The organism is Dactylosporangium sp. NPDC049742 (assembly GCF_040674675.1).
In the GTDB taxonomy this organism is placed as follows: Bacteria; Actinomycetota; Actinomycetes; order Mycobacteriales; family Micromonosporaceae; genus Dactylosporangium; species Dactylosporangium maewongense.
Genome location: NZ_JBFANF010000062.1, coordinates 1 through 11,239 on the forward strand (window position 1 = coordinate 1; position 11,239 = coordinate 11,239).

8 protein-coding genes and 1 pseudogene are annotated in these 11,239 nt (G+C 72.2%); 3 read left to right on the top strand and 6 right to left on the bottom strand.

Annotated elements, in window-relative coordinates; genetic code table 11:
• The 4 genes and pseudogenes from AB0J72_RS46070 to mraZ form a co-directional block, all read right to left on the bottom strand.
• Positions 1-238: pseudogene (locus tag AB0J72_RS46070) on the bottom strand (penicillin-binding protein 2); the annotation flags it as partial.
• Positions 239-501: 263 nt separating this feature from the next.
• Positions 502-1,062, bottom strand: coding sequence for a hypothetical protein (locus AB0J72_RS46075; protein ID WP_363411891.1), 561 nt, complete (start codon positions 1,060-1,062; stop codon positions 502-504).
• A 36-nt stretch (positions 1,063-1,098) separates the two neighbouring features.
• A complete protein-coding gene (gene rsmH / locus AB0J72_RS46080) occupies positions 1,099-2,052 on the bottom strand; it encodes a 16S rRNA (cytosine(1402)-N(4))-methyltransferase RsmH (RefSeq protein WP_363411893.1) in 954 nt (317 codons plus the stop codon).
• Positions 2,053-2,387: 335 nt separating this feature from the next.
• On the bottom strand, positions 2,388-2,819 hold the full coding sequence (gene mraZ, locus AB0J72_RS46085) for a division/cell wall cluster transcriptional repressor MraZ (RefSeq protein ID WP_344504031.1): 432 nt from the start codon (positions 2,817-2,819) through the stop codon (positions 2,388-2,390).
• Positions 2,820-3,259: 440 nt separating this feature from the next.
• Here mraZ and AB0J72_RS46090 point away from each other — a divergent pair, with 440 nt between their 5' ends.
• Positions 3,260-4,504 carry a MurT ligase domain-containing protein gene (locus AB0J72_RS46090; protein ID WP_344503914.1) on the top strand — a complete coding sequence of 415 codons (1,245 nt, stop codon included), beginning with the start codon at positions 3,260-3,262 and terminating at the stop codon, positions 4,502-4,504.
• Positions 4,494-5,207, top strand: coding sequence for a glutamine amidotransferase (locus AB0J72_RS46095; RefSeq protein ID WP_363411895.1), 714 nt, complete (start codon positions 4,494-4,496; stop codon positions 5,205-5,207). Before AB0J72_RS46090 ends, AB0J72_RS46095 begins: the two co-directional genes overlap by 11 nt.
• Positions 5,208-5,265: 58 nt before the next feature.
• Here AB0J72_RS46095 and leuS read toward each other — a convergent pair whose 3' ends face one another.
• Complete coding sequence (gene leuS / locus AB0J72_RS46100; RefSeq protein ID WP_363411897.1) at positions 5,266-8,103, bottom strand: leucine--tRNA ligase; 2,838 nt, start codon at positions 8,101-8,103, stop codon at positions 5,266-5,268.
• A 186-nt stretch (positions 8,104-8,289) separates the two neighbouring features.
• Entirely contained in the window at positions 8,290-9,897 is a 1,608-nt protein-coding gene (locus AB0J72_RS46105; protein WP_363411899.1) for a serine/threonine-protein kinase, read from the bottom strand.
• A 283-nt stretch (positions 9,898-10,180) separates the two neighbouring features.
• On the opposite strand from AB0J72_RS46105, the gene AB0J72_RS46110 reads away from it, so the two are divergent.
• The gene (locus AB0J72_RS46110; RefSeq protein WP_344503910.1) at positions 10,181-11,239 is read left to right on the top strand and encodes a MoxR family ATPase; all 1,059 of its coding nucleotides are present in this window, start codon (positions 10,181-10,183) and stop codon (positions 11,237-11,239) included.

Below are 11,239 nucleotides of genomic sequence, written 5' to 3' on the forward strand. Positions count from 1 at the left end.
TCCGCCGCGGGTCGGTCGCCCGCCGCGGGTGCTGGTCCGCGGCGGTGTCCGGATCGCGCGGGCTGTCGGCGGCCCGGCCGGCGGCGCGGCGGCCGGTGTCGGCGCGGCCGCCCTGCAGCACCTCCAGCGCCGGCCGGAACGGGTCGCCCCGCCCCGTGCCACCGTGCTCGACCGACGCGTCGCGGACGGAGCGGCCCCGGGGCGTGTAGCGGCGCGCCTCGGACATCGTGCCGCGCACCGGCGGCTCGGCCCCGGGGTCGGTCCCGGGACTGGCCCTGGGGTCGCCGGCACGGGAACGGGCGGCCGCACCGGCACCCCCCGCGCCTGCGCGACCGCCCGTCCGCTGTCGGCCGGCGTCACTGCCGCGACCGGCCTCCCGTCCGGCGCCCCCGCGCCGCTCGGTGCTGCTCCGCCGATCAGGAGTGTCGCCAGCCATCGTCCTGCAACTTCCCGTTGTTGAGTTTGGCTTCGTCGCTGTGCCTCGGATGTGCTTCTAGCTGCTTACTTGCCGGGGCCGGGCATCTCGAGCCGGCTGCCGTCGGGCAGCTGCAGGTACGCCGGCGTGCGCGACGGCACGAGGCCCAGCCGCTTGGCCCGCGCCGCGAGCGTCACCGGCGACTCCTTGTCGGCCAGGTCGCTGCGGAGCCGCGCCTCGTCACGGTCGAGGGTGCTCTGCTTCGTCCTGAGCGCGTCGAGCCGGAACGCGTTCTCGGCGATCCGCGTGTTGAGCACGAGGATGCCGATCACGCCGAGGAGCACCAGCACGAGCACGAGCGCCACGAACGGCGCGCGCGGCGCGGTGACCGGCGCCGGTGGCGCGACGCGCAGCCTCGGCCGCTGCTCGTCCCGGACCTTCTTCTCCTGCGGCGCCCGCCGCGGGATCGCCGGTCTGTCCTGCGGTGCAGGCTGGGTGGTCCCCCGATCCGGCTGGAGCGCCGTCGCGCCGTCGATCGGCGCGTCGCTCCGCTCGTCAACCTGGCGCGCCGTGGTCCGGCCCCCCGACCGCGATGCACCCTGCTGACTTCTGCGCGGCCGGTCGGCCGGCAGTGTCGTCACGTTCATCTCACACCTCCCCCAGAGGTTGTGCCTTTGTTGCCGCTACTTGCTGTCCGCGGGTTTCCTGCGTTCGACGGCTCTGAGCCGCACGGACGCCGCCCGTGGGTTGGCCGCCACCTCGGCCGCGTCGGGGAGCTCCGCTCCCCTGGTGAGGACTCTCAGCTCCGGCTCGCTGCCCGCCGGCACGAACGGCAGCTCGACCGGCACCGTCGACCGCGACCGCCCGGCGATCGCCTGTTTGACCAGGCGGTCCTCGAGCGAGTGGTACGACAGCACGACCATCCGGCCGCCCGGCTTCAGCGCGTCGAGCGCCGCCGGCAGCGCCCGCTCGAGCACGGTGAGCTCGCCGTTGACCTCGATCCGCAGCGCCTGGAACGTGCGTTTGGCCGGATGCCCGCCGGTCCGCCGCGCCGGCGCCGGGATCGAGTCCCGGACCAGCTCGGCCAGCCTGGCGGAGGAGTTCAGCTCCCCCTTGCCGCGCTCCCGGAGGATCGCCTGCGCGATCCGGGAGGCGAACTTCTCCTCCCCGTACACCCGCAGGACGCGGGCGAGATCGCCGTGGCTGTAGGTGTTGACCACCTCGGCCGCGGTGACGCCCCGCGTCTGGTCCATCCGCATGTCCAGCGGCGCGTCCTGGGCGTAGGCGAACCCACGATCGGCCTCGTCGAGCTGCATCGACGACACCCCCAGGTCGAACAGCGCTCCGTCGATCCCTTCACCGTCCAGCACCTCCTCGAGCTCGTCGTAGACGGCGTGCACGAGGCGGGTCCGGTCCGCGTACGGCGCCAGCCGCTGCCCCGCGAGGCGCAGCGCCTGGGTGTCGCGGTCCAGGCCGAGCAGCCGCACCTCCGGGTGCGCCAGCAACACGGCTTCGGCGTGCCCACCGAGGCCGAGCGTGGCGTCCAGGTGCAGCGCGCCCGCGTGGTCCAACGCCGGGGCGAGCAGCTCGAGGCAGCGCTCGAGCAGCACGGGAACGTGAATGTCCCGCTCCCCCATCGTCGACCCCCTACCGCGGCGGGTTCGCGGCCCGCCGTCGTGCTGAACGTTGCTGTTCCCTGTGCTCCGGTGAGCTGAAACGTGATTCACGTCCTGCTTCGCGGGTCGGCGGCGGTTTCCGGTGCGCTGCTGCGCATTCCGTGCGGTGCTGTGCTCCGGCGCGCCGTTGTGCTGATCGCGCGCCGTTGTGCGTTTCGGTGCGGTAGTGCACGAGCGCCGTACCGCCAGCTCCCCATCCGCTCGCTCCGCCCTGGCGCCGGGGAAGTGGCGTCAGGACCTTGGAGCGGCTGGAGAGCTCGCGGCACGGCGTCCGACTGGGTGCCTGCAGATGGACCTCACAGCCCGCCCGGCAGCACCCCCTCCTCGATCCCGGCGAAGTCGTCTTCGCTTTCGGCAAGGTAGGTGTCCCATGCCTGGCGGTCCCAGATCTCCACCCTGGTGCTCGCGCCGATCACGACGAGCTCGCGGTCCAGCCCGGCATACTCGCGGAGATGCGGCGGGATGGTGACCCGACCCTGACGGTCGGGGACCTCGTCGTGAGCACTGGCGAAGAACACCCGGCTGTAGGCCCGGGCGGCCTTGTGGGTCATCGGTGTCGCACGAAGCTGTTCGGCGATCCGGGCGAACTCGGCGCCGGGAAACACGTAGAGACAGCGCTCCTGCCCCTTGGTGATCACGACACCTCCCGCCAGCTCATCCCGAAACTTGGCCGGCAGGATCAACCGGCCCTTGTCGTCCAGGCGGGGAGTGTGGGTGCCGAGAAACATCGACATCCACCCCTTCCCACCGCGAACGGTCCCCCCGGGGCCGGCCGAGCCCCCCGGCTCCGCCATCGCGCTCCACTGTACTCCACTTCCCTCCACCGTCAACGAGAAAACACCGGAAGTGACATCGGCGTGCGTGAAGAAATCCCACGTCAAACGGGGTGCGCCGGGGTGGAGGGCGGTTGGCCGACCGGTCACCCATACGGTCGGTTCGGCTGATCGTAAATATGGATAAACCGCCCATGAGGTCGGACTTCGCCGGTGCTTTATGGCTCCGTTAAGGTCCTCCGCGGCGCTGTTCCGGATGCAGTGGAGGGAAGTGGAGGGTTCCGGGACGAGCGGTGGGGTGAGCCCGCGGTCGGTTGTCGGACGGTGGACGGCGTTGGGTGCGTGATCCGTGGCAGGTAGGGTCTGCGGCATCGCCGGAAGACAGTGGAAGTGAGATGACGGACCACAAGCTCCCGATGCGGGCGAAGCTCGCCACATCGTTGTCGCGCGGCGCTGCCGCACTGTCCCGCGCCACCGGCCGGGGTGACGGCTCCGTCATCGGCGGCCGGCTCGCCCTGATGGTCGACCCCAACCTCCTCGCCGAGCTCGCGGCGGGCCGGGAGATCGCCCTGATCTCGGGCACCAACGGCAAGACCACCACGACCCGGCTCACCGCGGCCGCCATGGGCGTGCTCGGCGACGTCGCCACCAACAGCCTCGGCGCCAACATGCCCACCGGGCACACGTCGGCCCTGGCGAAAGCGGGCGCCACGCCGTATGCGGTGCTGGAGGTCGACGAGCACTACCTGAAGCAGGTCCTCGACGCGACCCGCCCGAGGGTCGTCGCGCTGCTCAACCTCAGCCGCGACCAGCTGGACCGGGCCAAGGAGGTCGCGATGATGGCGGCCCTGTGGCGCGACGCGCTGCCCGGCCGCGACCTGCACCTCGTCGCCAACGCCGACGACCCGATGGTGGTGTGGGCGGCGGGCAAGGCCGTCGCCTCCGGCACCGGTGTCACCTGGGTCGCCGCGGGCCAGCGCTTCCACGACGACTCGTGGGTGTGCCCCGAGTGCGGCGCCTCCATCTTGCGCAACGGCGACCAGTGGGCCTGCGTCGCCGGCAACCTGAGCCGGCCGGTGCCGACCTGGGCCGTCTCCGGCGACGGGGTCGTCGACAGCACCGGCGCCTATCACCACATCGAGCTGCAGCTGCCCGGCCGGGTCAACCGCGCGAACGCCGCGACCGCCCTCGCCGTCGCCGCCCACTTCGGCGTCCCCCCGGCGAAGGCCGTGCCCGAGCTGGCGAAGGTCGCCTCGATCGCCGGCCGCTACGCGGTCGTCGAGCGCGACGGCAGGGTCGTGCGCCTGCTGCTGTCGAAGAACCCGGCGGGCTGGCTCGAGGCCTTCGACATGGCCGACGACGTGCCGACACTGCTGTCCATCAACGCCCGCGACCCCGACGGCCTGGACACGTCGTGGCTCTACGACGTGGACTTCTCGCCCCTGCGCGGGCGGCGCGTCCTCGTCACCGGCGACCGGGCCATGGACCTCGCGGTCCGGCTCGAGGTCAACGAGGTGCCGTTCGAGCACGTCAAGTCGTTCTCGCAGGCGCTCACGCTGATCCCGCCGGGCCGTCTCGAGGTCATCGCCAACTACACCGCATTCCAGGACATCCGAGCGGAGCTGGACCGTGTCAACTGAGTCGCGCCTGCGCCTGATCTGGCTGTACCCGGACCTGCTGTCCACGTATGGCGACCGGGGCAACCTGCTGATCCTGGCCCGCCGCGCCGACCTGCGCGGCCTGCCGGTCGAGTGCGCCGAGGTCCGCGCCGACCAGGCGGTGCCGTCCGACGGCGACGTGTACCTCATCGGCGGCGGCGAGGACGGCCCGCAGGCCCTGGCCGCCCAGCGCCTGATCGCCGACGGCGGCCTGTGCCGGGCCGTCGACCGCGGCGCCACCGTCTTCTCCGTGTGCGCCGGCTACCAGCTGCTGGGCAACTCCTTCTACGCCAAGGGCGCCAAGTGCGCCGGCCTGGGCCTGCTCGACCTGGACTCCGACCGCGGCGAGACCCGCGCCGTCGGCGAGCTGGCCGGCGAGTGCGACCCGGCGCTGGGCCTGCCGACCCTCACCGGCTTCGAGAACCACGGCGGCCGGACCCACCTCGGGTCCGGTGTCCGCCCCCTGGCCCGGGTCACCGCCGGCATCGGCAACGACGGCCGCTCCGAGGGCGCCTGGCACGGCCGGATCCTGGGCACGTACTCCCACGGCCCGGCCCTCGCCCGCAACCCCGGCATCGCCGACCTGCTCCTGCGCTGGGCCACCGGCATGACCATGGAGCCGATCGACGACCGCTGGCCGACCCGGCTGCGCGACGAGCGCCTCGGCGCCGTCCTCAACAAGTAGCCGCCGCACACGCGAAGGGCGCCCCCGGAGAACCGGAGGCGCCCTTCGCGTGCTCGATCTAGACGACGATCGAGACCATGCGGCCCTGCACGACGATGACCTTCTTCGGGGTCTTGCCGGCCAGCTGCGCGGCGACCTCGGCCAGGGCGGCCTCGCGGACCGCCTCCTCCGGCGCGTCGGCGGCGATCTCGAACGTGCCGCGGACCTTGCCGTTGACCTGCACCGGGTACTTCACCGACTCGGCGACCAGGAACGCCGGGTCGGCGACCGGGAAGTCCGCGTAGGCGATCGACGACCCGTTGCCCAGGCGCTGCCACAGCTCCTCGGCCAGGTGCGGCGCGAACGGGGAGACCATCCGCACCAGCGGGTCGACGACCTCGCGGGGGGCGCCGGCCGGGGAGACCTGGGTGGCGCGGTTCGTCAGCTCGATCAGCTTCGCGATCGCCGTGTTGAAGCGCATCTCCTCGATGTCGACCCGGACGCCGTCGATGACGCGGTGCAGCAGGCGGCGGGTCTCGTCGTCCAGGACCGTGTCGGTGACGCGGGTCGCGTCGGTCTGCTCGTCGACGACCAGGCGCCAGACGCGCTGCAGGAAGCGCTGCGCGCCGACGACCGCGCGGGTCTCCCACGGGCGGGACACGTCCAGCGGGCCCATGGACATCTCGTAGACGCGGAAGGTGTCGGCGCCGTACCGCTCGCACATCTCGTCGGGCGTGACGACGTTCTTCAGCGACTTGCCCATCTTGCCGTACTCGCGCTTGACCTTCTGCGAGCCGTAGAAGAACTGCCCGGGTGAGCGCTCCTCGACCTCCTCGGCGGGCACGTAGACGCCGCGCTCGTCGGTGTAGGCGTAGGCCTGGATGTAGCCCTGGTTGAACAGCTTGCGGAAGGGCTCCTCGCTGCTGATGTGGCCCAGGTCGAACAGCACCTTGTGCCAGAACCGCGCGTACAGCAGGTGCAGCACGGCGTGCTCGACGCCGCCGACGTACAGGTCCGCGCCGCCGACGTCGCCGGGCTTCTGCGGGCCCATCCAGTACCGCTCGTTGTCGGCGGCGACCATGTCGTCCTTGTTGGACGGGTCCAGGTAGCGCAGCTCGTACCACGACGAGCCCGCCCACTGCGGCATGACGTTGGTCTCGCGGGTGTACGCCTTGGGCCCGTCACCCAGGTCCAGCGTGACCTCGACCCATTCCTTGGCGCGCGACAGCGGCGTCTCGGGCATGCTGTCGGCGTCGTCGACGTCGAACGTCCGCGGCGAGAAGTCCTCGACCTCGGGCAGCTCGACGGGCAGCATCGAGTCGGGCAGGCCGATCGGCAGGCCGGTCTCGTCGTACACGATCGGGAACGGCTCACCCCAGTACCGCTGCCGGCTGAACAGCCAGTCCCGCAGCCGGTACGTGATGGCGCCGACGCCGTGCCCCTCGGCCTCCAGCCACTCGATGATCCTGGCCTTCGCCTCGACGACACCCAGGCCGTCCAGGAAGGAGGAGTTGATCGCCGGGCCGTCGCCGGTGAAGGCCTTCCCGTCGAAACCGTCGGTGGGCCGCACCGTCCGGATGATCGGCAGGTCGAAGACCTCGGCGAACTCCCAGTCGCGCTCGTCCTGGCCGGGCACCGCCATGATCGCGCCGGTGCCGTAGCCGGCCAGCACGTAGTCGGCGATGAAGACGGGGACGCGCGAGCCGTTGACCGGGTTCACCGCGTACGCGCCGGTGAAGACGCCGGTCTTCTCCTTGGCGTCGGCCTGCCGCTCCACGTCGGACTTGCCCGCCGCGAACTCGCGGTAGGCGGCGACCGCCTCACCCGGGGTGGCGTGCCCGCCGGTCCAGACCGCGGGGATGCCGTCCGGCCAGGCGGCGGGGACCAGCGAGGAGACCAGCTCGTGCTCCGGGGCCAGCACCATGTACGTGGCGCCGAACAGCGTGTCGGGGCGGGTCGTGAACACCCGGATCGCGGCACCGGTGCCGGTGGCGAAGTCGACGTGCGCGCCCCGGGACCGGCCGATCCAGTTGCGCTGCATGGTCTTGACCTTCTCCGGCCAGTCCAGCCGCTCCAGGTCGTCCAGCAGCCGGTCACCGTACGAGGTGATCCGCATCATCCACTGCCGCAGGCTCCGCTTGAACACGGGGAAGTTGCCCCGCTCGCTGCGCCCGTCGGGGGTGACCTCCTCGTTGGCCAGCACGGTGCCCAGCCCCGGGCACCAGTTGACCGGCGCCTCGGAGATGTACGCCAGCCGGAACCCGTCGATCACCTCGCGCCGCTCGACCGGCGTCAGGTCCGCCCACGCGCGGCCGTCCTCCAGCGCCCGCGCGCCGGAGGTGAACTGCTCGATCAGCTCCTCGATCGGGCGGGCCTTCTGCGCGTCGGGGTCGAACCAGGAGTTGAAGATCCGCAGGAAGATCCACTGGGTCCAGCGGTAGAAGTCGGTGTCGGTGGTGGCGACGCTGCGACGGTCGTCGTAGGCCAGCCCCAGCCGGCGCAGCTGGCCACGGTACCGCTCGACGTTGGCCTCGGTGGTGACCCTCGGGTGCGTGCCGGTCTGCACCGCGTACTGCTCGGCGGGCAGGCCGAACGCGTCGAAGCCCATCGGGTGCAGCACGTTGTAACCGGCCATGCGGAAGTACCGCGTGTAGCAGTCGGTGCCGATGTAGCCCAGCGGGTGACCGACGTGCAGCCCCGAGCCGGACGGGTAAGGGAACATGTCCATCACGTACAGCTTCGGCGCGCCCGCGCGCGGGTGGCTCGGGTCGCTGAGCGGGCCGGTCGGGTTCGGCGCGTAGAAGGTGCTGTGCTCCGACCAGTAGTCCTGCCAGCACGCCTCGATGTCCGCCGCCATCGCCGCCGTGTAACGGTAGGGCGGGATGTCGACCGCTCCGTCGGTCACAGCCTCACTCATGACTTCTCGCCGCCTTCGGGTCTCGGGTGTCCAACATTGTCCGGGCATGAAAAAACCCCTCACGCAGGAGGGGTCGCCGTGCGGACGCAGTCAGTGCGTCAGCACGGCTCGCTAAGAAGCCGGACAGCCCATGTCATGCCTCGGAGTGTACCGCAGGGTCCGCGCCCGCTCGCAGCGCGTTTGTTTTCAGTCGCGGACGGCCGCCGGTACACCGCCGGAGCACCGCACCTCGAACCGCAGGCGCTGCCCGGCCAGGCTGAACTCCACCCGCGACTTGTTGCGCGGCCCCGCCTGCAGGGAGACCAGGCTGCCACCGGCGGCGGGCTCGGCGCCGGTCACGTTGACCTGGTCGCCGGCGCACGCCGCGACGACGACCCCGCCGGGCGTGCCGATCCTGACGGGCGGCCCCTCCACGGGGGTGGTCTGTCCCCTGCCGGTGTTGCCGGTGTGCCCGGGGTTTCCGTTCCCGTTCGCGGCGTCTGTACCGACCGGGCCGCCGCCGCCCGATCCGCCGGCTCCGCCGGACGTGCCGCCGCTCTGACCGCCCGCACCGGTGCTCGGGCCGACGTCCGCCGGGGTGGCCGGGGTGTCCGGCGAACCGGTCGCGGCCGGCGCGCCGCGGGCCGCACCCACGGTGACCTGCGGCTCGCTGGTCGGGCGGCTCAGCGCGAACGTCACCAGCAGCACGGCCACCGCCACCACGACCGCCATCCCGGCGAGCACCCGCCGCCGCTCACCCGCGTCGTCACCGGTGTCGTCACCGGTCGCGTCCGTCGCGTGCTCTGCTTCGGCTGGCGCGACCGGGACGGGGGCAACGGGGGCGGTGGCGTCCGGGGCCGGATCGACGGGGGCGGTGGCGTCGCCGAGGGCCGTGGTGCCGTCCGTCCGGGCCGCTGCTCCGGCGGCCGTCAGCCGCGGCGGCACCGCCGGTACCAGATGCAGCTCTTCGGCGCTCGGACGCGGCGACACGCCCGCCGCCGCGGCGAGCACGGCCGCCGCCTCCTCCGCGGACGGTCGGGCCGCGGGCGCCTTGACCAGGCAGCGCATGCACAGATCCCGGACCTGCGGCGGCACGCCCGGCAGGTCGGGCAGCGGATCGGGCGCCACGGTCACGTGCGAGCGCAGCATCTGGGCGGTGGTCTCGCCGTCCCACGGCAGGCGGCCGGTGAGGCACCGGTAGAGCAGCATCCCGAACGCGTACACGTCGCTGGCGGGCACCGCCTCGTCGCCGACGAGCCGCTCCGGCGCGAGATAGGCGGGCGTGCCGAGGACCAGGCCGGCGTCGTCGAGGCCGCCGTCCGGGTCGCCGTGGACGCCGACGATGCCGAAGTCGAGGAGCTTCGCCGCGCCCGGGGTGAGCACCACGTTGCCGGGTTTGACGTCGTGGTGCACGAAGCCCTCGGCGTGCGCGGCGGCCAGGCCGGCGGCGACCTCGGCGCAGACCCGGATCGCCGCGGCGGGGCTGAGCGGGCCCGCGGTCAGCCGCTCGGCGAGCGTCGGCCCGCGCAGCAGCTCCATCACCACGAACGGGCTGCCACCGGCGGTCTCGCCGTAGTCGTAGACCCCCGCGACGTTCGGGTGCGAAAGGCTCGCCGTGGCCCGCGCCTCGGTCCGGATCCGCTGGCGCCAGGCGGGGTCGGCGGCGAACGGGCCGGCGAGGACCTTGACGGCGACGGCCCGTCCGAGGACCTCGTCGCGGGCGTCCCAAACGACCGACATGCCGCCTTCGCCGAGCCGGTCGGCGAGGCGGTAGCGACCGTTGAGGAGCTGCCCGACATTCTGCTCCTCGTGCATGGGTCCAGTCTGCCGGAATCGGCGCCGGCCGCATCCCGGCAGATCCGTTTGTTGGACATTTGCGGGGGTACGTGCGGCTCGCCGCGGGCCCGCGGAAAAAACGTCGCGGACAGTCACGGCCGTGATGTCCGGAATGACGTTTTCCGGTGCGGCGCGGTGTGCGATCCCCGGCTAGCCTGAGGGGATATAAACGGCTCGGCTTGCCAACGTTTCCGTGCAACCGGGCGGTCCACCTACGGGTCTATCACCTAACGGTGGCCACAGCAGGAAACGAGGAGGCCAGTTGACCAGGCACCGCACGTTCGAGGAGCTCGGGGCCCCACTCCCCAGCCCGGAGTTCCGCGCCGCGACCGATGCGATCGTCGCCAACATCGAGCAGGTCATCGAGGGCAAGACCGCCACCGTGCGGCTCGCGCTCGCCGTGCTGCTCGCTGAGGGCCACCTCCTCATCGAAGACGTACCCGGCGTCGGCAAGACCAAGCTCGCCAAGGCCCTGGCGAAGTCGATCGACTGTTCGGTCCGGCGCATCCAGTTCACGCCCGACCTGCTGCCCAGCGACGTCACCGGCGTCAGCGTCTACAACCAGGAGACGCGCGACTTCGAGTTCAAGCCGGGCGCGGTGTTCGCCAACATCGTCGTCGGCGACGAGATCAACCGGGCCTCGCCGAAGACGCAGTCGGCGCTGCTGGAGAGCATGGAGGAGCGCCAGGTCACGGTCGACGGCGCGACCTACCCGCTGCAGGTCCCGTTCATGGTCATCGCCACGCAGAACCCGATCGAGATGGAAGGCACCTACCCGCTGCCGGAGGCGCAGCGCGACCGGTTCACCGCCCGGATCGCGATGGGCTACCCCGACATGGGTGCCGAGCTCGCGATGCTCGACGTGCACGGCCGCCACGACGCGCTCGACGACATCCTGCCCGTCTCCGACGCCACCCAGGTCCGCCGCATGATCGCCACCGTCCGTGACGTACACGTCGCCGACGCGGTGAAGCAGTATGCGGTCAACATCGTCACCGCCACCCGCGAGTCCGGCGAGCTGCGTCTGGGCTCGTCGCCCCGCGCGACGCTCCAGCTGCTGCGCACGGCCCGCGCCGTCGCCGCCCTCGAAGGGCGCGAGTTCGTGCTCCCCGACGACCTGCAGGCCCTGGCCGTGCCGGTCCTCGCGCACCGGGTCATCCCGACCGCCGAGGCGCAGCTGTCCCGCCGCACCACCGACGCGATCATCGCCGAGCTCGTCCACCGGCTGCCGCTGCCCTCGGACCGGCAGCCGCGCTCGCCGTATGACACCCGACCGGCCGACCGCACCCAGCCGCGCGGGCAACAGTTCGGGGGTCGCTGA

What these genes read in the sequence shown, in the direction of transcription:
- AB0J72_RS46075 (WP_363411891.1), bottom strand. Translation starts at nt 1,062, where the DNA reads ATGAACGTGACGACACTGCCGGCCGACCGGCCGCGCAGAAGTCAGCAG.
- leuS (WP_363411897.1), bottom strand. Translation starts at nt 8,103, where the DNA reads ATGAGTGAGGCTGTGACCGACGGAGCGGTCGACATCCCGCCCTACCGT.
- rsmH (WP_363411893.1), bottom strand. Translation starts at nt 2,052, where the DNA reads ATGGGGGAGCGGGACATTCACGTTCCCGTGCTGCTCGAGCGCTGCCTC.
- AB0J72_RS46090 (WP_344503914.1), top strand. Translation starts at nt 3,260, where the DNA reads ATGACGGACCACAAGCTCCCGATGCGGGCGAAGCTCGCCACATCGTTG.
- AB0J72_RS46105 (WP_363411899.1), bottom strand. Translation starts at nt 9,897, where the DNA reads ATGCACGAGGAGCAGAATGTCGGGCAGCTCCTCAACGGTCGCTACCGC.
- mraZ (WP_344504031.1), bottom strand. Translation starts at nt 2,819, where the DNA reads ATGTTTCTCGGCACCCACACTCCCCGCCTGGACGACAAGGGCCGGTTG.